This is a genomic window from Tissierella sp. P1 (assembly GCF_002266425.1).
Classification (GTDB): domain Bacteria; phylum Bacillota; class Clostridia; order Tissierellales; family Tissierellaceae; genus Tissierella; species Tissierella carlieri.
In genome coordinates this window covers 1-18964 of record NZ_NPMN01000027.1, presented here as the reverse complement: position 1 = coordinate 18964, position 18964 = coordinate 1, and the positions used below count along the sequence as shown (strand labels likewise).

Genomic DNA, 18964 nt, shown 5'->3' with positions numbered 1-18964 from the left:
TCTTTATATGCTTACAATACCGAGTTATTAGATAGCATCTGGGTCTCTGGGTTTTCACTATTGCTGTCTAAGGAGGTAGAAGAAGGATCTGTTGGAACACTGGTATCAGAAATTTTGTTACTATTTGTACTACTATTGTTTAAGTTTAAACTTTTTTTCCCGCTTGAACACCCAATAATTGAAATACTTAATAGAAACACAATAAGCACATTTATAATTTTGGTTTTCATCTAGACCACTCCTATTAAAAATCTTAATAATCTTTAGCTCGCATTTTGCTACAACTATGTACTGGACTAAAGTTTTCATATTAAGATTATATCATAAATTTCCAGATGTTATTATATAGATGGGCCCAACTTTATCAGCTTGTTCAAAAGACTTAATAAGATATATTGTTATTTTATTTAGTAGGCAACACAAAATAATATAGAAGCTAAGAGCCTACTATAAAAACAGCTTAAGTATTAATTCTCAATGGCTTAAGCTATTTTATCAATTGCAGTAATTGGGTTACATGGCACCAATGGCAGGTACTATGGCCAATGGATATAAATGGAGATGATGGATATTAAGATAAAATAAAAAGACCATAAACTTAATTGTTAAGCTTATGATCTTTCACTTTAATATAATTGCTACATAACAGAGCCGTTAGCCTACATCAAAAAAGCTTATTTGATCACTTTCAGGAAGTTCTTTTAAACAATCAAACTTTTTTAATGAGTCTATCGCAGCATTTCCAATCTTAGCACGTTTCCTTAAATCTTCTATGGAGCTGAAAGGTTCTTCCTGGGCTGCATTATATATACCTTCAGCAGCGACAGTTCCCATTCCAGGGATACTGTTAATAGGCGGTCTTAAATACTCTCCCTCAACCAGAAATTTTGTTGCATGAGATTTATATAAATCAATAGGCAGGAATTTAATCCCCCTCTCGTACATCTCTAAAACCAATTCCAAGTCATCGTACATGTCCCTATCCTTAGGAGCAGCATCATTCCCCATCAATTCAATTTCCTTCATCTTTTCCTTAACCTTTTCTTTACCAAATATCATAAATTCTGCATCAAAGGCTTTTGCTCTAATCGAAAAGTATGCTGCATAATACGCCTTAGGGATATAAACCTTAAACCATGCTATTCTGAAGGCCATCATTACATAGGCTGCAGCATGGGCCTTGGGGAACATATACTTTATCTTTTTACATGAATTAATATACCATTCTGGTACATCAAACTCCCTCATCAAATTCTCATACTCTGGCCATTTTGGATCTTTTAAAGCCTTCCCCTTACGAACTGTTTCCATTATCTTAAAGGCAGTATTTGGTGGTAAGCCTTTTTTAATAAGATAAACCATAATATCATCTCTAGTACATACAGCTTCACTTATGCTGACAATTATTTCTGAATCAATTAAATCTTTAGCATTTCCCAGCCATACGTCAGTACCATGGGAAAGTCCAGATATACATATTAAATCCATAAAAGTCTTTGGCATTGTATCTAATAGCATTCCCCTTACAAATCTAGTACCAAATTCAGGAATACCAAATGTTCCTACCTTGGAATTTATCTGTTCTGGCGTCACTCCCAAAGCCTCAGTAGATGAAAATATGGACATGGTCTTTTTATCATCCATAGGTATCTTTTGCGGATCTACTCCAGTAATATCTTGGAGCATTCTTATAACTGTGGGGTCATCGTGCCCTAATATATCCAGTTTTAGTAAATTCTCGTCAATAGAGTGATAATCAAAGTGAGTTGTTATAATATCTGAATTTGGATCATCAGCAGGATGCTGAACTGGACAGAATTCAAAGATTTCTCGCCCCTTTGGCACAACTATTATTCCCCCAGGATGCTGACCTGTAGTCCTTTTAATACCTGTACAACCTTTTGAGATTCGAAGAATTTCTGCTTTATTTGCCGTTATGTTTTTCTCCTCAAAATATTTCTTCACATAGCCGAAGGCTGTTTTTTCTGCAATGGTACCTATAGTACCCGCCTTAAAAGTTGTACCCTTTCCAAAGATAACTTCCGTATACCTATGAGCCTTTGCCTGATATTCTCCCGAAAAGTTTAAATCTATATCTGGCTCTTTATCCCCATTAAAGCCTAAGAAGGTTTCAAAAGGTATATCTATTCCATCTTTAGTTAAATTTTCTCCGCAAACTGGACATATCTTATCAGGTAAATCAAAGCCTAATTTATAGCCATAATCTGTAAAATCAGAATGCTTGCATTTTGAACACCTATAATGAGGTGGCAAAGCATTTACTTCTGTTATACCAGTCATATACGCTACAACAGATGAACCGACGGAGCCCCTAGATCCTACAAGGTAACCATCCTCATTGGATTTCCATACCAGCTTTTGTGCGATAATGTACATTACTGAGAATCCGTTCTTTATAATGGAATCTAACTCCCTATCAAGCCTTTCTTGAACAATTTCAGGTAATGGATTTCCATAGAGCTCATGAGCCTTTCCATAAGTAATATCTCGAATAGTCTGCTCACAGCCTTCTATATGCGGAGTGGCCTTTTCTGATGAAATGGGACTAATTTGTTCACACATATCAGAAATCATATTAGTATTTGTAACCACAACCTCATAAGCCTTTTCCCTTCCTAAGTATGAAAATTCCTCAAGCATTTCCTCTGTAGTCTTTAAATACAAAGGAGCTTGATTGTCTGCATCTTTATATCCTTGACCTGTTTCCAATATACGTCTATATATCTCATCCTCAGGATCTAAGAAGTGAACATCTCCAGTAGCAACTACAGGTTTGTTTAATTTCTCCCCAAGACGTACAATCTTTCTATTGATTTCTTTTAAGCTTTCTATATTTTCCACTTGCTCATTTCTTATTAAATAATCATTATTTCCTAAAGGCTGAATTTCTAAATAGTCGTATTCCTTTGCGATTGATTCAATTTCCTCCTCGGGTTTTCCTAAGAGTATTGATTGATAAAGTTCCCCTTCACTACATGCACTGCCAAGAATTAATCCCTCAGAATATTTTTTATAGAGGCTCTTTAAAATACGTGGTCTCTTATAAAAATAATCTAAATGAGAATAGGATACAAGCTTATATAAATTCTTTAATCCAATATAATTCTTTGCAAGTATTATAGCATGATAGGTTTTAAGCTTTTTATATTCCTCCTTCTTAGATTCCTCACTAGCAGCATATCTATCTATATCCTCAAGGGTTTCGGCTCCCAGTTCCTTTAGCTTTTCAAGCATAATATTAAATACCTTTACAGTGGTATCTACATCGTCTAAGGCCCTATGGGCAACTTCAACCTTTATACCAAGGTTTTTAGCTATTCTTCCCAATTTATAGCTCTTAAAATCAGGAAAGACTTCTCGAGCTAAGGATAAGGTATCTATATATGTAAAGTCAAATTCATATCCCAATACCTTTGCATTATGTCTTAAAAAATTTATATCAAAATCAGCGTTATGTGCAACTAACACACTACCATTAATAAAATCTAACATTTTAGGAAAAATCTTATCTATAGTTTCTGCATCTTTAACCATATCATCAGTTATATTGGTAACCTCCACAACCCTTTGTGGAATAGACTTTTCAGGATTTACAAATGTACTAAACTTATCTATTACCACTCCATCTTTTAGTTTCATAATTCCTATTTCAGTAATTTTTTCTGTTGCTGCCGAAAAGCCTGTGGTCTCTAAATCAAGTACACAATATATAGTATCAATACTCTGTCCTTTAGGCTTTGTTACAGAGGGCTTTTTATCTGGTGTCAAGTAAGCTTCTACCCCATATATAACTTTCATATCCGGATTATCTCTTCCTAAAAGCTTATGTGCTTCAGGAAAGGCCTGCACCACTCCATGATCTGTTATGGCAATGGATTTCATCCCCCAACTCATGGCTCTATTAATTAAATCAGTGGCACTAGTCATAGCATCCATCTGACTCATTTGTGTATGCATATGAAGTTCTACCCTCTTCACCTCTGCATAATCATCTCTTTTAGCCTTCTTTATTCCTTCTGTTTCTATTATAGTATTAGCAATAATCTCAACTTCGCCAGAAAAATTGCTATAAGCTGCATTCCCAGAAAGTCTAACACCTTTGGCTTTTTTAATCTTATCTAATACCTCAATATCATCACCTTTTATAAAGGACTTACATGTTATGGAACTTGACCCATCATATAAATCAAAAGACACTAGAATTTTCCCACTTCTTAGCTCCCTAGATTCTATATTAGATATTTCACCCTCTATTGCTACCTTACCTTCATATGGTGTAATGTCAGTGATCTTTGTTATAGCTTCTTTAATTTTAGAGCTTCTACCTAATATTAGGAATGGGTCATTCTTTTTACCATTAGTTTCTACTTTCATTTCCTGTTTCTTTACAGTTTCTTTAGGAAATTTAAAATCATTGTTACTTTGTGTAATCTTAGCCTCTTTTTGAATTAGCATAATCTCATTTGAATATACATCTTCTTGCAGCCTTTTGAACTCTTCATTGCATATTTTATCAACAAAATTTATTTCATATTCTGTTCCGTAAAATTTTTTTATAGTATTTCTGATTTTTCTATTATAACCCATGGATCTTAAAACATTTGATGCTGGGATTTTAAAATTTAAATTAATGGTATTTTCAAATACTTCAAATTCACAATTGTTTTTAATTGCATTTAATACAGGATATTTATCTGACATGGCAAATATAATATCTCTTAATTCCTCTTCTATAGGCATTTTATCAATTTCCTCAGCATACTCTACAATAATTTTAGAATCATTTAATGAAAATCTTTCCTTTATAAAATCATTAAGTCCTTCGATTTCTCTAATTTCAATATATTTATCGGTTCTAATTTTCATTTCCAATGTCTTATCATCTTTTCTTAAGACTACGCCTTCTACTGTTGCAGTATTTATATTGCCCTTTGCCTCATAATCATTGAAAATCTCATTTATTCTTTTCATTTTATTCCCTGACCTTCTTATAAATATTTCAACATTATACTATTATACAAGATATGCTTATAATTTTAAAGTTAGGATGATTAATAATTGATATACCATTAATAATATTCTCTATTTATCATTGAATCTATTCCTATCTTTTCTCCCTTATTTACTACTTTTTCAAGACGACAAAAACCTATCGAGTATGACTATCTTATGAATAAGCTTTAGTAAAGATAGTCTATTTGTCATTTCCTTTATTCCTTATTATTTCAATTAGTATTTTATAATTCTTAGTTTGGATCTTATCTTTATGGAGTACAATGTGATTTACACTTGCTAATTCTAAATCATTTACTTTTACTTCAAGAATCTCTCCATTGATAAGTTCTCTTTCCACTAATATTTTGGGAAGCACACTTATTCCTAAATTTTGTTTTACTGCATAAATTAAAGCTTGTGAATTTACACTGGTCCACTCCGGGTTTACAGTTATGTTATGTAATAATAATGCACTGTCAAAAACATCACGAATGGCACTGCCTTTTTCTCTCAGCAATAGCCTTTCCTTCATTAATGAATTAACATCTATCGATTTTTCTAGAGCAAATTTATGTTGAGGTGAACAAATTACTGCTGACTCATAATTTGAAAATGGAATTCTCATTAACTCCTCCTTATAGATAACCCCTTCAATCAATCCTAAATCAATTTCATTATTAAGCAGCATATTTTCGATATTTCTAGCATTATCAATTATAACCTTTGTGGAAGTATTATTGCAAACCGCTTCGAAATTTGCTATTACCTTAGGTAAGATAAAGCTGGCAATAGTTATGCTTGACCCAATCTTGATAGTTGCATTATCCTCCAATTCTTTAGAGTTTTGTTCCAAATCATCATACAAATCTAAAAGCTTTATTACCTTTGCTAAAAATAATTTACCTGTTTCATTTAGATAAAGTCTCCTAGAAATTCTGTCAAATAGACAAATACCTAAATAGGATTCTAGCTCATTGATTGCATGAGAAACTGCCGGCTGCGTCATAAACAGCTTTTCAGATGCCTTTGTAATACTCTCTTCTTCGCATACAGCTTTAAATATACGCAAATGTCTCAAATTCATATAAATCCCTCTCATTACTAATCAGTTATGTTTATTATAATATTATACTATTTTACTTATGATATTTCCATAGGATATAATATAGAAGATCTATAATTTATATATGAAGGAGAATTTTATCATTATGAAATCTAATAAGCTAAAACTTTATTTTTCATTATTTAAAATAATGTTTTCTATAAGTGCATTTACCTTTGGAGGTGGATATGTTGTTATACCTATGATCCAGAAATATTTCGTAAATAATTTAAAATTAGTTAATGAACAGAAGTTATTAGATATGGCAGCCATTTCCCAATCAACACCTGGTGCAATTGCAGTTAATATTTCTGTATTAGTAGGTTATCGTATTGCTGGAATTATAGGTGCAATCATCTGTTGTATCGGAGCAGTCCTACCCCCCTTACTTATTTTATCTGTTATCTCTTCTTGCTATAGCGTATTTCGAGATAATAGAATTATTTCTTCTATCCTAAAAGGAATGGAGGCAGGTGTTGCGGCTACTATTGTGAATTTACTCATTGATATGAGTAAAGAAATTTTAGATGAAAAAAATTGGTTATTAACATTAATCGTCCCTGCTTCATTTTTTGCTAGCTTCTTTTTAAATATCAATGTTATTTTAATTATTATTTTCTGTTCATTTCTATGTTTTATACAGACTTATTTGAAAACCAAGAAAGGAGGGGCGGACTATGACTAAAAATATAGTTATTTTGTTAGTTAGTTTTTTACAGATTGGTTTATTTAGTATCGGTGGAGGTTATGCTACAATACCATTAATACAGGAACAAGTAGTTGATTTGCATCATTGGCTTACTTTGAAAGAATTCACTGATATTATTACAATCTCACAAATGACTCCTGGTCCCTTAGCAGTTAATGCTTCAACTTTTGTGGGAATGCGTATTGCAGGTATATTTGGAGCTATAGTAGCCACCTTAGGATGTATTATATCTGGGTTTATTCTTTCTATTATCTTATACAAGTTCTTCAAGAAACATAAAGATATAGATATCATTTCCAGTATATTGAAAGGACTACGATCAATTTCTGTTGGACTTATTATTTCCTCTACATTTACTATCCTTTTAATTACCTTTTGTGGCTCCCAATGGCCTGATGCCAAAATGCTTAATTTTAATATTACTGCTATCTTTGTATTCATTATTTCTTTATTTTTACTAAGAAAGTATAAAACAAATCCAATCTCTATTATTATTCTAACAGGTATTGTAGGTTTATTTCTTTATCAATGATATTTTAGAAACTATAATTTAGATAAATTTTAATATAGGAATCAGAATACAACCAATAACATATTCTATAACCTTTTTATACCTTATATTTATATGTCTTCTGGCATAGACCAAAGGATGTCTAACAGATAATCTGTTGACATCCTTTCTCTATTCTGTATAAAAGTATTTTTTACTCTCCACTTTCAATAAAAATTATTTATTAATAAAATTATAAGTTTGAACTTTATTGCTGTATTTATAATTCTATAATATCAGTAGCTACTTTATCTATAAACCTTTTATCGTGCTCCACTAAAATCATAGTTGGGGAATATTCTAAAATCATATTCTCAATTTGAATTCTTGAAATTACATCAATATAATTAAGTGGCTCATCCCAAATAAATAAATTTGCTTCTTCACACATGGATTTAGCTAAAAATATTTTCTTCTTTTGTCCCATACTTAAATTTTCAATAGGAGTTTCAAATTGGCTTCGTGAAAATCCCAACTTCCTCAACATGGTTAAAAATTTTGTTTTATCTAATTTTTCTTCATGAACAAACTCATCTATATTTCCACTAATAAAAGAGAATCTCTGTGGAACATAAGAGATGGCAATTCCCTTAGAAATCTCAAGCTTACCTTTCCAAGGAACTTCCTCTCCCAATATTGCCTTTATTATGCTACTTTTACCTGTTCCATTATCACCTCTAAAGACAATACAGTCTCCGCTTTCTATTGTAAATTTCATAGGATTAAAAATATTGTTATTTTCATATGCAATTGTAAAATCTTCTGCTTTTATATAGTATTTCGCATGATGTTCAATTACATCCATTTGTAAAGGCTCTATAGTTTCTATATTTTTTAGTAGTTTGTTTTTTTCTTCTATAGCTTTCTCATATCTTTTTTCTATAGTTTTAGAACGCTTCATCATCTTTGCCGCCATATGACCTATATAGCCTCTATCACAAGGTCCATCTCCAATTTTAGTATCCTCAACTTTATCGGACCAAATAGCCTTTTCCCTTGCTGATTGCTTTAATCTCCTAATTTCTTTTCTTAATTTTTGATTTTGTTCTAGCTCATATTGATCTTCTAAATTCTTATTTTTCTCCCAGGTATCATAGGTTCCTTTCTGAAGAACGATCTTACTCTTCTCTATTGTTAGTATATGATCTACTATATTATTAATGAAATTCCTATCATGAGATACCAGTATAAATCCCTTCTTCTTCTGCAAATATTTTGCAACTACTTCTCTACCATGGGTATCTAAATGATTGGTAGGTTCATCTATTAACAAAAACCTTTCTTCCTCCGCAAATAGTAACGCCAATAGTATTTTTGTTTGTTCACCTCCACTTAATGTGGAAAATGAACGATAAAGAGTATCTTCATCTACTTCCAATAAATTCATTTCTCTTTGCAATTTCCATAATTCCAAATCCGGTTGCAAAGCATCTAATAATTCTAAAGTCTTAATATCATACTCTTCAATAGAAAAAGGAAAATAAAACATTGGAATTGGTTTAATAATTAATCCTTCATAAGAATATTTATCCATCAAAAGTTTTAAAAAAGTTGTTTTACCATATCCATTTCTACCTATAAAACCTAATTTCCATTCTGTATCTAATTGTAAATTTAGGTCTTTAAAAGTAGGTTCTACACTTCCTGGATACTCAAATGTTAAGTTACGAATATCAATTAACGCCATTTTAAATTCTCCCTTCATAATAAAATTATTAGCGAGAATCTGCAAACAAAAAAGTTGAGAGCAGAAAACTCTCAACTTAAAATACAAAAATAATCTTCTAATTATCATTAATGATGAAGTTAATGCAACATATTGAATGAGATTTCTCGCTAAATCTGCACAACAAAACTTGCCTCTGCTCAAAGCAAAGATAATAGTTGTACTTATTTAATTCATTATTTAGCAAGAAATGTAATCATCGATGCACCCCTTTCATTCTATTATTGATATAGTACCATATTAATACTCCATTGTCTAGGGATAAAACTATTAATGACATATTCCATATGTATTAGGTTTTCTAGATTAAATACTTGATCAATAGATTTGTTGTATTTATTATAGACTTAATATGAGTTCTTTCATAATGATGTGATGCATCTACAGCTGGTCCTAAAGCAGCAAAAATTACGTCTTTCCCCTGTAACATACATTGGCTGGCATCAGAACTATAAAAATTATACACATCAACAACATAATCTATATTATTTTCTTCCGCTATGTCTACAAGTCTATTTCTGAATTCATAATCATATGGACTTTTTTATCTTTTGCTGCAATACTTACACTGAACTCATTAGATTCTTGCCCCTCGCCTACTATTCCTACATCTATTGCTATCATTTCCTTTGTCTTTTCCGGAATAAAAGAAACTCCATGACCTGCTTCTTCATAATTGCTAATGTAAAAATATGTAGTATGCTTTGGCATTAGAGAGTTTTCTTTGAAATATCTGCATATTTCTAATACTATGCCTATTGCTAACTTATTATCTAAATATCTTGATTTTACAAATCCAGATTCTGTTATTTCAGTTCTAGTATCCATAGCAATATAATCACCTACTCTAATGCCTAAGTCTAGTACATCTTTTTTTGATTTCACTATTTCGTCTATTCTAACAAACATATTTGTTTGATCTCTAACTACACTTGCTTTCTCTTGTCCGTATATATGCGTAGAGGCCATCTTTGGAATCATAGATCCTCGAATCTTTTTACCTTTTCTTGTTATTATATGACAATTTTCTCCCTCAACTGCAGACCAGCTGCCACCACCAACTCTAGTATACCTTAACTTACCATCATTAGTTATTTCCTTGACCATTCCACCTAAGGTATCCATATGGGCTGATATCAATACATGATCATCATCATTTTCTCCCTTTAAAGTTGCGATTAAAGCTCCTGTATTAGTCATTTTAGTACTTAATCCTAATTTCTTGAAATCCTTTTGAATTTCTAATATAGCTTCCTTTGTATTCCCAGTTGGACTAGGTATATCCAAATATTTTTTCATACTACCTGAAATCTTTTGTACATCAATACTCAATTCAATTCCTCCCCTAATCATAAAACTAATCCTAACAATTTATGTTAAAAATCTACTTATATCTATTATAGATGGAAAATAATGTGAAGTAAATAGCTGGGAGAATTCATATATGTTATTGTAAATCAATAACCTTATTACAATATGAAAGATGCATCTTATCGTGAGATATAATGAAAGTAATCTTGTCCTCATTTATTGACATGATAGTCTTATAAATTTCTCCTGCTGTTTCCTTATCAATATTGCTAGTTATTTCATCCAAGACAAATACATCAGCCTCATTAAAAATTACCCTACTTAATGCAATCTTTTGCTTCTCTCCACCAGAAAGATTTGCTCCATTTTCTTCAATTACTGTGTCTAATGATTTATTGGATAAAATTGACTGTAAGATTGGAAGTTTTATTAATTGATTAATTTCTTTATCATTATAAGCTCTCCCTAAGAATAAATTATCTCTTAATGTACCTGTCACTATTGGAACTTCCTGAGACATATAGACTAACTGCTTTCTTAAACTCTCATTACTAATATCTCTAATATCTATACCATTAATAAGAATAGCATCCGTTACTCTAAATTTAGGTAATAGCTTCATCAAAGTTGACTTTCCTGTACCTGAATCTCCATTTACTGATACAATATCCCCTTTTTCAAAAACACCTTGAATATTTGATTTTAGGGTTTGATTTCCTATAGATAAGTTCTTAATATTAAATTCTATTTTGTCTATTGAAGATATTAGTTTTGCACCATTATTTTCTTGATTTTCATCTAAATATTCTATAAATCGAGAGCTTTCCTTTAAATTTCTTGAAGCTAAATTAGCATTAGTTATTCCATTTATTGCATTAAAATACAATGGTAATATAATGCTAAATAAGACAATGGACAGCGGGCTCTCACCATTAACAATTACTCCATAAGCTAACAAAAGAATCATTAAATTTTTCATTAGCTCATTAAAAGAACGTAAAGTAGCACTTATCCCTTGAGCGAAACTATTGACTTTTGCCATAGAGCTGTAAATTCTTGTAAAAGGCTCCTTCATTGTTTCTAGCAAGGCATCCTTTGTAGCTAGTTGTTTTATATAATCTGTTTCCTTGCATAAATTTAATATATCTTTCCAGCCACTAGAAGTTTCTTCTTGCATAACCTTTGATCTCTTCTGCAATTCTTTATTCAATGATCTGTAGCCAAAATAATTAATAGGCAATAGTCCCAGAAGAATAACTGCTAATAGCTGATTGAAAGTAAGTACTAGGACAATAATTGCACAGACAATAATTACATTTACTACCATCTGCACAAATCCATCTGCTAAATAGATATATAAACTATTGACACTAATAGCTATTCTTTCTAGATAATATGTTGGCCCTTTTGTATTAATATCATCATAAGTTAAACCGAAAAATTTCTTAGTTAAACTAATAGCTTGATGGATATTAAAATTTAATGCAAATTTTTCTCTTAAATAAATCAATATAATTTGGATAATATAAGAAAATACTAATAATATTGCTATGCTCCCTACTTGCCTAATCCCTATATTTATATCTTGATTAATCCATTGATTCAAAAGTATAGGAGTTATCATTATAGCTGTAGAATTTAATAGTATCAATGACAGTAATAATATAAGAAATGACTTGTGTTGCTTTACTAAATTCATCTTATCCCTCCTAGCATTAACTTGTTTAAGTTAGCAATGAGATCTTCTATTCCAGGATAATATAATTCGTAGGTTACTTTAGCTGTTTCTTCAGTATTTACACAAGTAGAAATAATTCCTGCTAAAACTAGTACCTTTAAATGGTGAGCTATTGTTGGTATTGTTAAGTTTAATAGTGAAGATAATTCAGATGCAGTCTTAGGTTCTTCTATAATTGATTCTACTATTTTAAGCCTTGTATCATCTCCTAATGCTTTGAACTTTTCTAGGCTCGACTTGTGACTATACATGAAGATATCATTTTTTATATTATATTCATGTCCTATTATCAACAAAACACCACGACTTTGTTGATAATGCAATTTCATAGAGTCTTTATCTATTAGACTTACATATGGGGTAACCTTTACTTCCGATTGAAAACGAAGATTTACCAATTGCTTCATATATTCAGGATTTTTCAATTGCTCTAATATGTTCTTTTCATTATTATGGTAGTTAACTTTCTCTTCATGGTAAATTCTTTTTACCTCCTCTTTTGCTTCTTCTATGGATTCAATTAATTCTTGTTTTTCTTCATCACTCAAATAAAGAAAGTAAATAAGCCTTGCCTTATCCTCTTGTTCTATGTCTAGATTTAAAATTCCAGCTAAGATATCTCCTTCTACTTGTATATAACATTCTTTTAAATACTTCTTTCTTTTTTCACTCGAAAAATTTAATTCAATTTCATTAATCCATAGCCACATAATATAGCGTCTTATAATGCTCATAGCTTTATCTTTTTGATTGAAAAACGGGGAACTATTCTTATGATTTTGTTCAATCCAAGAAATAGTTTCATAAATCAATTTCATTTTCAACACCTCACTTCACTATGATATATATCATAGTAAATCATTTTTAGTATGATGTCAATATTAGTCATTTCACTTTTCATAAAATTTCCAAATTTTATTATTCAATAATATCAAAATACTAAAATAGCTTAAATTAAAATAAAAAGTACCTATAGATTAAACACTTATTCTCAGGTGCTATCTATAGATACTATTTAACTTCACCATATACTAAACTTAATAGAAATCTGGATTTTTTTGCTATTATTTATTGACTAAGTCTAAAAGATAAAGTTTCATCTTGATTAAGAATATAAGTAAAATGTTTATCTAATTTTTTGACTAATCATATCTCTAACTTAATATATCTTTCTTAGTGACCTCAATCCCTTCATCAGTATCTTCCACTGTTTCCACCATATCTATATCTGACTTTCTATACTCTTTAGTTAGTAAGAATGGCATATATACTGTTGAAAAAAGTAATAAATTTACTAAAACTGACTGCCATGTAAATACTATATTGGCTCCGTTAGCACCGTATAATACATAACCGAGATTATTATTCATAAAATGTATCATGGATATAGTCCATATATTTTCAGTCTTCATATATACATATCCAAAGAAAACTGAGTATCCAATACAAACTATTAATTGATTTATGACAGAATAAAGAGATGTTTCTGGGCTATAATAGAACATATTTATTGGTAAATGCCAAATCCCCCAAATTAGTCCTACAACTATTGCTCCCCTTCTTTTTCCTATTCGTTCTTGAATAGCTGGCTGTAAGAAATATCTCCATCCATATTCTTCTCCAAAAAATGCAATATAAGTAAATGGAAAGGAAAGCGGTAGGAGTAACACTTTAATCCAGGTTTCTAAGCTCTTAAATGGTACTATAACGCTATCTACCTCTCCAGCCAGCAGTGACGATATAAATATAGCAGTTAAATATAGAATAACAAATAATAAAATATGGATAGTTGATGACCTTATATTCTTTGTAAACTTTAATCCGAAGCTCTCTATCGTTTCCTTATTATCACTGTTGTATGCAATAATTAATAAAAAACTACCTATCATAAGCCATATCTCTAAATGAGCATTTGGGTTTTGATTAAATCCAAATATTTTTACTAAAAGATAAACTATTGATGCGAGTGCGAAAAATAAATATGTTAGAAAAAAATTCTTTGGTAGTTCCTTTCTCCATTTTTTATTCAATAGTAAAGTAACCATAACACCAAGAGCAGGATAATACATCTGCGTGAGAGGGAAAGAATCTACTGAATATGTAGGATATGCCAATCCCATAGCAACCCCCATTATAGCCGTTAATCCAAAAGTAATCCCCAAAAACAAAATAAGATCTCGATTTGAAACATTATATTTTTCCAATTTATCACCCCTATAAATTTATTTTAGAAAATTATTTCTATATTTTATCTTATACCCCAATTGATATTATATTATCAATCAATATAGTAAATTAACTCAATCACAGCAAATTGTAATTATATTGTAAATAGTTTGTGGGAGTGATAAATTTTATTTATCTTCTGTTAAAATCAATAATTATTTTTCCATCTATAAACTGAAATATCTTATTTTTATTAGAGCTTATATTTAGCTTATTATCATTTTTATATAAGATGCCAGATTTATATACTGAGAGCATAATGCCTATTAGAAACATATTTATTATTGTGCCAATTCCACCATAAGAAATTAACGGCAATGTTAATGGTGCAATTAATTGGAAACCTAAATTATTTGCAACGTATATTAAAACCTGCATAGTAAAATTTATTATAACGGAAAATGACACCAATCCTCCCAATACTCCTTTTTGAGTTAAGCTAAATCTAAGAGAGCGAATAATAAAAGCTAAGATAATAAGCATTATTATTATAAAAGATATCCAACCTATTTTATCGATTAGATGGATTAATAAATAGTCCGTATCTATATATTCCAGTTCAATTAAGTTACTTGTATCAATTCCATATCTATTATTTCCTATAAACTGCGCATTTTCGGTTATCTTTTTTACTATATTTTTCATATATCCTCCTACCGTAGGATCAAATGCACCTTTTAGTCTATCTAATTGATAGCCATTCATGGATACTAATATAACTATGGATAAGATGACTGTTAATATACAAACAAGTAATAAGGCATTAATCTTTTTTACATTAAACCAACCTTTTATTATTGCAAATATAATCAATATGAAACAGGTTATGAAATATAATGCTAAACTTGATAATCCTGCCTTAAAACAAATAATCCCTGGTATAATGCAATATACTCCACTTAAGATTATTCCCCAATACCCCTTACTCCTCATAGTATATAATATTCCCGTAAGAGCCGTCGGAAATAACAGCATAATAAACTTAACATAGAAATTCTGTCCCCGAATTGTACGACCTAAAATCGCAATTCCTATAGTTGTTATAATCAACCCAAAATATATCGTCTTAGGATATTTACCTATAATACTGAAATCTAAGAAATATGCAATAGTCATAAAAGCTATACCTATCAAAGTATATACTATACCATTAATTAATTTCCATGACATCTGATAGTCATACGTAATAAAGGCTCTAATCACTATACCTAGAAGGAGCATTACACTAGTCAATATAATTATTCCCCACTCCGGCTTTGGTCTGTAAACGCCATCTAATCCTGTACCTATAGTAACAGGATCCCCCATTTCTAATATTGCCTTAGCAGTTGCTGTTTCATCATCTAATCCATCGTCTAAAAAAGCGTTTTTTTGGTCAATAATGTGATTCTCTATTTCCTCTGAAATAATTCCATGAGCCTTTTTCCATCTTATTTGCTCACAAACTGTTTCTAAATATTCTTTGATTTTATTAGATTGTTCCAAAACTAGCACCTCCTTGTAAGACTTTGTTAATAGCTGAAGCATATGTCTTCCATTCATCTTTCTTTTCTTCAAGCATTTTTCTACCTTTCTTGGTGATACTATAATATTTTCTTATTCTTCCACTATCTGCCTTCTCATCATATGAATTCACCATACCCTCTAGCTCCAAACTATGAAGTAATGGATAAAGTGTACCTGCCTTTAATGAAAATGTATTATCGGATTTCTTAGCCAATTCTTCAATCATTAAATAGCCATACATATCCTTTTCTTCAAGGAGCTTTAATATTAACATTGTTGTGCTCCCAGTAATTAGATTCTTATTAATAGCCATATCTTCCCTTCCTTTCCATATATAGATAATCTATATATAGATTATCTATATATGTCAATAAAGAAAAAAAGACCTTGAAACTGCTATTATAGCTTCTTAGTCCTTTCTCTATTACAAATATCATATTCCATTTCATTTCTCATTGTCTAATTCCTAAGTTCACAATAAATTCTTCTTATTAATTCTCATTTTTACTTTCATCATATATCTCTAGTATTCGATCATAATTCAAACTGTCACTTTTTAATTTATAGTTTTCTATTTTAGCATCCAGACAATATACACCATTTTTATCTACACCATATGATGCAATAGGCTCCCCTTCCTTTAGAAAAACAATATTAATCATTGATCTAATATCCATCCCTATCTTTTAAAATCATATATTCACAAGCTGGCCTTTTCATATTTTAGTTTAATAATATGGTAAAAAGTGAAAGGTTTCCCTAAATCCTAATTTACCATTTCTCTATATCCGGAATCTTCTGGATTAATTTTTCATTGGCTTCTAGCATCTTTTCATAATATTTATCATATGCTGGACTTAGTTTTCGCATTGCTGGAATAAATATATCATAGTATCCACTCGTTTCTCCAAACTTACGAAATAAATTCATTTGCTGAGCCATCATAGAATCTTGATACTCCCTTGATTTCTTAAACTCTGCATATTCAATTATACTATCTTTGTTGTTTTTCCAGTATGTTTCAAAGTCATCATATACAGCTTGCATATTTTGATTAAGTTTTTCCAGTACCTCGTCTTCTATATCAAGATTAGCTTTATCTAATATAGGTTGGAGCTCTTCCGGTATTTGTATTGATTCAATATTGTCTAAGAAATCAACTATTATACCATACATTCTATTTTGTTCCTCTGTCTTTATAGGTTCATTGAGAAATTGGCCAAAATGAATACTAATATAACGACCATAATATCCAGGGAAAGCCATCATCAATTTTTCTTTTATTGTAGTTTGTTGCTCTAGTAAATTAATCCTATCTTGAACCTTATACATATCTTCCTCACGAATTAATTCTTCAATTAATTCTATTCGGGCTAGTTTCGCCTTTGCTTGAATTTGCTTTTCTTGCTTTATCATTATTAGAACAGATTTCTTATCCTTACTTTCCATTACTTCTCTAATCTCATCTGTACTTAAATCAAGCCTTCTTAGCAAAGAAATCATCTTCAATTGTTCAAGGTTATCATCTGTAAACTCCCTATATCCATTTTCTTTTATTATTGGGGAGATCAATCCCTTGTTCTGATAATATTCAATTGCTTTCTTAGTTAATCCTGTTTGCTTACAGACTTCATTAATTTGCATTATTACCACCTCCTAATTTAAGCTTAATCTATTCCCCAAGGTGGTAGTCAAGTACTTAAGCTAAATAATTTTCGCTTCCTAATTACCCATGAATTCTACATTTTATCTAAGAAAAAAGATTTTATTACAGCAAAATATTCTCTAATATAAGATTTGAAGATAATTATGGGTGGTGTTTTTGCAGGCAATCCATAAGGAATTAATCCTAATCTCTTTGCTAATAATTTTGACCTGAAAATATGATACTTATTAGATGCAATTAAAATCTTTATATTTTCTTTATCATCTACTTCCCTTATCTTATCTAAACTTAACCTAAGATTTTGAAAAGTAGATGTAGATTTATCTTCGATAATTATCCTGCTTTTTTCAATACCATTATCTACTAAGTACTTCTCCATAGCATATGCCTCTGCAATATCCTCATTTGAACCTTGTCCACCTGATACCACTACTTTTACCTCTCTATTCTCAAGTAAATATCCTTTAGCTATCTTGAGTCTTTCTAATAAGGCTGGAGAAGGTATATCTCCGTAAAGTCTTGCTCCTAGTACGATAACATAATCCACTTTTTCTGTTGATATTCTTTTTCCCTCAATAATAATTAGACTTTCTATTACTAAAAAAGATATTAAAACCATTGTAATAAGAATAACCATTGTTTTAAGCATTATTTTTTTCATAACTTTCTCCTATTTTACAACTTTTTTGTCCTAATAAAATTTTATAATGGATATGTATAAAACTTTATTTTATTATAAGTATTATATCATTAATAATGCTTTATTCCATCTATAGTTCTCTTTCAATTTTAATAATATATAATATAATTAAAAAGACCATATATCTATCTATGGTCTAATATTTCTTACTCTATTCTCTTATTATCTATAAGTTCTTCTTCCCCCATTCTTACTAATTCTCGTACTACCAAACCAGTATGTTTGGATGCCAAATTTCTAGGATCATCTACTCCAAATTCATTTGCAATCTCCATTTTAAACTTTTCTAAAGCTTCTCTGGCTTCTGGAACAATTAATTTATTTTTTGACATTAAATTCATCTCCTATTAATTAAATTATCACTATATATAGTATTTGTAAGAACCAACAAATTATCCCCATATAAGTTATTCTAATATCTTTTTTATTAATATCTTGACAATAAGTAAATAATATATAAGGAAATCAAATATTTAACCTTAAACTTTAGGAGGAGTGACATTGTCTGTAAAAATAGTAAAAAGAGGATTTGATCCTAACGATCATAAATGGTTTTCAGAGCAATCTTTAATAAAACTTAGTATTGCGCAAGAAGAAATTGAATGGTTGTTAGATAGAAATTATAAATTATCTTCAATATTAGAATTTGTTGGAGGACATTATCAGCTTTCTGCAAGACAAAGAATTGCACTAAAAAGAGCAACTTCAACTGAA

At 30.2% G+C, this 18964-nt stretch carries 16 protein-coding genes and 1 pseudogene; 3 read left to right on the top strand and 14 right to left on the bottom strand.

Annotation, left to right across the window (positions count from 1 at the left end):
• Positions 1 to 11 precede the first annotated feature (11 nt).
• From CIW83_RS16790 to CIW83_RS16780, 3 genes are all read right to left on the bottom strand, one after another.
• On the bottom strand, positions 12 to 230 hold the full coding sequence (locus tag CIW83_RS16790) for a hypothetical protein (protein WP_094903288.1): 219 nt from the start codon (positions 228 to 230) through the stop codon (positions 12 to 14).
• 424 nt (positions 231 to 654) lie between these two features.
• On the bottom strand, positions 655 to 4992 hold the full coding sequence (polC, locus tag CIW83_RS16785) for a DNA polymerase III subunit alpha (RefSeq protein ID WP_094903286.1): 4338 nt from the start codon (positions 4990 to 4992) through the stop codon (positions 655 to 657).
• A 223-nt stretch (positions 4993 to 5215) separates the two neighbouring features.
• Entirely contained in the window at positions 5216 to 6100 is an 885-nt protein-coding gene (locus CIW83_RS16780) for a LysR family transcriptional regulator (protein ID WP_094903284.1), read from the bottom strand.
• Positions 6101 to 6224: 124 nt separating this feature from the next.
• Here CIW83_RS16780 and CIW83_RS16775 point away from each other — a divergent pair, with 124 nt between their 5' ends.
• Together CIW83_RS16775 and CIW83_RS16770 are read left to right on the top strand one after the other, a co-directional pair.
• Positions 6225 to 6803: a chromate transporter gene (locus tag CIW83_RS16775; RefSeq protein ID WP_094903282.1), complete on the top strand. Its 579-nt coding sequence runs from the start codon at positions 6225 to 6227 to the stop codon at positions 6801 to 6803.
• Positions 6796 to 7359 (top strand): chromate transporter, encoded by a 564-nt coding sequence (locus tag CIW83_RS16770; protein WP_094903280.1) that lies wholly within the window; start codon positions 6796 to 6798, stop codon positions 7357 to 7359. The genes CIW83_RS16775 and CIW83_RS16770 overlap by 8 nt, the downstream gene beginning before the upstream one ends.
• 238 nt (positions 7360 to 7597) lie before the next feature.
• On the opposite strand, the gene abc-f is transcribed toward CIW83_RS16770, so the two are convergent.
• The 11 genes and pseudogenes from abc-f to CIW83_RS16720 form a co-directional block, all read right to left on the bottom strand.
• Positions 7598 to 9064, bottom strand: coding sequence for a ribosomal protection-like ABC-F family protein (abc-f, locus tag CIW83_RS16765; protein ID WP_094903278.1), 1467 nt, complete (start codon positions 9062 to 9064; stop codon positions 7598 to 7600).
• 340 nt (positions 9065 to 9404) lie between these two features.
• Positions 9405 to 10303 (bottom strand): annotated as a pseudogene (locus tag CIW83_RS16760) (M42 family metallopeptidase).
• 247 nt (positions 10304 to 10550) lie between these two features.
• Positions 10551 to 12113 carry an ABC transporter ATP-binding protein gene (locus CIW83_RS16755; RefSeq protein WP_094903276.1) on the bottom strand — a complete coding sequence of 521 codons (1563 nt, stop codon included), beginning with the start codon at positions 12111 to 12113 and terminating at the stop codon, positions 10551 to 10553.
• Positions 12110 to 12970 carry a helix-turn-helix transcriptional regulator gene (locus CIW83_RS16750; RefSeq protein WP_094903274.1) on the bottom strand — a complete coding sequence of 287 codons (861 nt, stop codon included), beginning with the start codon at positions 12968 to 12970 and terminating at the stop codon, positions 12110 to 12112. Before CIW83_RS16750 ends, CIW83_RS16755 begins: the two co-directional genes overlap by 4 nt.
• Before the next feature lie 336 nt (positions 12971 to 13306).
• Positions 13307 to 14356, bottom strand: coding sequence for a CPBP family intramembrane glutamic endopeptidase (locus CIW83_RS16745; RefSeq protein ID WP_094903272.1), 1050 nt, complete (start codon positions 14354 to 14356; stop codon positions 13307 to 13309).
• A 154-nt stretch (positions 14357 to 14510) separates the two neighbouring features.
• Entirely contained in the window at positions 14511 to 15863 is a 1353-nt protein-coding gene (locus CIW83_RS16740) for an FtsW/RodA/SpoVE family cell cycle protein (RefSeq protein ID WP_158220158.1), read from the bottom strand.
• Positions 15850 to 16197 carry a PadR family transcriptional regulator gene (locus tag CIW83_RS16735; protein ID WP_094903268.1) on the bottom strand — a complete coding sequence of 116 codons (348 nt, stop codon included), beginning with the start codon at positions 16195 to 16197 and terminating at the stop codon, positions 15850 to 15852. The genes CIW83_RS16740 and CIW83_RS16735 overlap by 14 nt, the downstream gene beginning before the upstream one ends.
• Positions 16198 to 16375: 178 nt before the next feature.
• A complete protein-coding gene (locus tag CIW83_RS22010; RefSeq protein ID WP_158220157.1) occupies positions 16376 to 16546 on the bottom strand; it encodes an NOGCT domain-containing protein in 171 nt (56 codons plus the stop codon).
• Between the two features lie 109 nt (positions 16547 to 16655).
• A complete protein-coding gene (locus tag CIW83_RS16730) occupies positions 16656 to 17528 on the bottom strand; it encodes a MerR family transcriptional regulator (RefSeq protein WP_094903266.1) in 873 nt (290 codons plus the stop codon).
• 95 nt (positions 17529 to 17623) lie between these two features.
• Entirely contained in the window at positions 17624 to 18211 is a 588-nt protein-coding gene (locus CIW83_RS16725; protein ID WP_201259978.1) for a YdcF family protein, read from the bottom strand.
• A 185-nt stretch (positions 18212 to 18396) separates the two neighbouring features.
• Entirely contained in the window at positions 18397 to 18582 is a 186-nt protein-coding gene (locus CIW83_RS16720) for an alpha/beta-type small acid-soluble spore protein (protein ID WP_094903264.1), read from the bottom strand.
• Between the two features lie 169 nt (positions 18583 to 18751).
• Between CIW83_RS16720 and CIW83_RS16715 the strand changes: the two genes are divergently transcribed.
• A partial coding sequence (locus tag CIW83_RS16715) for a DUF434 domain-containing protein (protein WP_158220156.1) occupies positions 18752 to 18964 on the top strand: 213 nt, incomplete at its 3' end.

Coding starts and splice junctions, on each gene's coding strand:
- abc-f (WP_094903278.1), bottom strand. CDS start 9,064: ATGGCGTTAATTGATATTCGTAACTTAACATTTGAGTATCCAGGAAGT.
- CIW83_RS16730 (WP_094903266.1), bottom strand. CDS start 17,528: ATGCAAATTAATGAAGTCTGTAAGCAAACAGGATTAACTAAGAAAGCA.
- CIW83_RS16755 (WP_094903276.1), bottom strand. CDS start 12,113: ATGAATTTAGTAAAGCAACACAAGTCATTTCTTATATTATTACTGTCA.
- CIW83_RS16720 (WP_094903264.1), bottom strand. CDS start 18,582: ATGTCAAAAAATAAATTAATTGTTCCAGAAGCCAGAGAAGCTTTAGAA.
- polC (WP_094903286.1), bottom strand. CDS start 4,992: ATGAAAAGAATAAATGAGATTTTCAATGATTATGAGGCAAAGGGCAAT.
- CIW83_RS16770 (WP_094903280.1), top strand. CDS start 6,796: ATGACTAAAAATATAGTTATTTTGTTAGTTAGTTTTTTACAGATTGGT.
- CIW83_RS22010 (WP_158220157.1), bottom strand. CDS start 16,546: ATGATTAATATTGTTTTTCTAAAGGAAGGGGAGCCTATTGCATCATAT.
- CIW83_RS16735 (WP_094903268.1), bottom strand. CDS start 16,197: ATGGCTATTAATAAGAATCTAATTACTGGGAGCACAACAATGTTAATA.
- CIW83_RS16750 (WP_094903274.1), bottom strand. CDS start 12,970: ATGAAATTGATTTATGAAACTATTTCTTGGATTGAACAAAATCATAAG.
- CIW83_RS16725 (WP_201259978.1), bottom strand. CDS start 18,211: ATGAAAAAAATAATGCTTAAAACAATGGTTATTCTTATTACAATGGTT.
- CIW83_RS16775 (WP_094903282.1), top strand. CDS start 6,225: ATGAAATCTAATAAGCTAAAACTTTATTTTTCATTATTTAAAATAATG.
- CIW83_RS16780 (WP_094903284.1), bottom strand. CDS start 6,100: ATGAATTTGAGACATTTGCGTATATTTAAAGCTGTATGCGAAGAAGAG.
- CIW83_RS16790 (WP_094903288.1), bottom strand. CDS start 230: ATGAAAACCAAAATTATAAATGTGCTTATTGTGTTTCTATTAAGTATT.